Origin of the sequence: Microbacterium resistens (genome assembly GCF_031456305.1) — a bacterium.
Taxonomy (GTDB): Bacteria; Actinomycetota; Actinomycetes; order Actinomycetales; family Microbacteriaceae; genus Microbacterium; species Microbacterium resistens_A.
Window position 1 is genome coordinate 1 of record NZ_JAVDUM010000025.1, and the last position, 1231, is coordinate 1231.

General features: G+C 65.1%; 1 protein-coding gene. It reads left to right on the forward strand.

Going from position 1 to position 1231, the window contains the following annotated elements:
* Positions 1-92: 92 nt before the first annotated feature.
* Complete coding sequence (locus J2Y69_RS18020) at positions 93-1187, forward strand: IS1249 family transposase (RefSeq protein WP_310023352.1); 1095 nt, start codon at positions 93-95, stop codon at positions 1185-1187.
* The last annotated feature ends 44 nt before the right edge of the window (positions 1188-1231 follow it).

Genomic DNA, 1231 nt, shown 5'->3' on the forward strand with positions numbered 1-1231 from the left:
GGGTTATAGGCCAGAAAGAGTGGATGGGTTCTTGACATAGCCGCGTGATTTCGCGGTAGAACGGGGGTCGTCATGGTCTGCGAGGCTTACTCGTGGACCTTCCCGCGAATACGACGACGTGTCTGGTATGCGGCAGCAAGCTGGTCAAGAACGGCAGACACCGCTCGGGAACCCAACGCTGGCGTTGCCCGTCCTGTGGCGCCTCCACGACTCGCAAACGCCCGGACGTGACCCGCCGCGAGCAACTCATCCGCTTCGCGTCCTGGCTCACCGGAAAGCTCTCCCAGTCCGAGACCGACGGCACAACAACCGGACGATCCTTCCGCCGCCACACCGCCTGGTGCTGGGACCTCTCACCCCGCCTGCCGCGCACGACCGAGATCTTCCATGCGATCCTCGTCGACGGGATCTGGATCGGGACCTGGTGCCTGCTCATCGCCCTGTCCGACACCGGGCACGTCCTCGCCTGGCAATGGGCCGCTCGCGAGACCACCGCCGCTTGGGAAGCCCTCTTCCGGCAGGTCTCCGCCCCGGGCATCATCGTCTCAGACGGCGGCAGTGGCCTCCCCACCGCACTCGGACGCGTCTGGCCCGAGACGAAGCATCAACGCTGCCTGTTCCACCTCCAGCTCAACACCACCCGCCACCTCACCCGGAACCCGAGAACCAGCGCAGGACGAGCTCTCCGGCGCCTGGTCATGGAACTCTCGAGCGTTCGCGACGAAGACGCCGCGATCGCCTGGCAGCTGCAGCTCGAGCAGTGGTGGCAGTCGTTCGGGCACCTCACATACGAACGGACGCTGCTGAAGAACGGCCGGTTCGGATTCACTCACGACCGACTCCGGAAGGCCTGGCTGCTGGTCCGTCTCGTGACGAGGAAGAATCTGCTGTTCACCCACATCATCTACGGCAATCCACGCACCACATCCGCGCTCGAAGGCCTCAACGCGCAGATCCGCGACCTGTTGCGCCGACACCGCGGGATGAGCGAAGAACACCGTCGCCGCGCGGTCGAGTGGTTCCTCGTCATGCGCGAGCTAGACATCGCGGAGGCGATCACGACCACCAGCCCTGTTCCGAAGACCACTGCCGCGCCGAGACCCGATGACCAGATCAGCCACATCGTCTACGACACGGGCATATCCGCCGACGAAGGCCTCTGGGCACGGTCAGGGCACGTCCACTGACGCCGCCACGCCCGAACCCATCCACTCTTTCTGGCCTATAACCC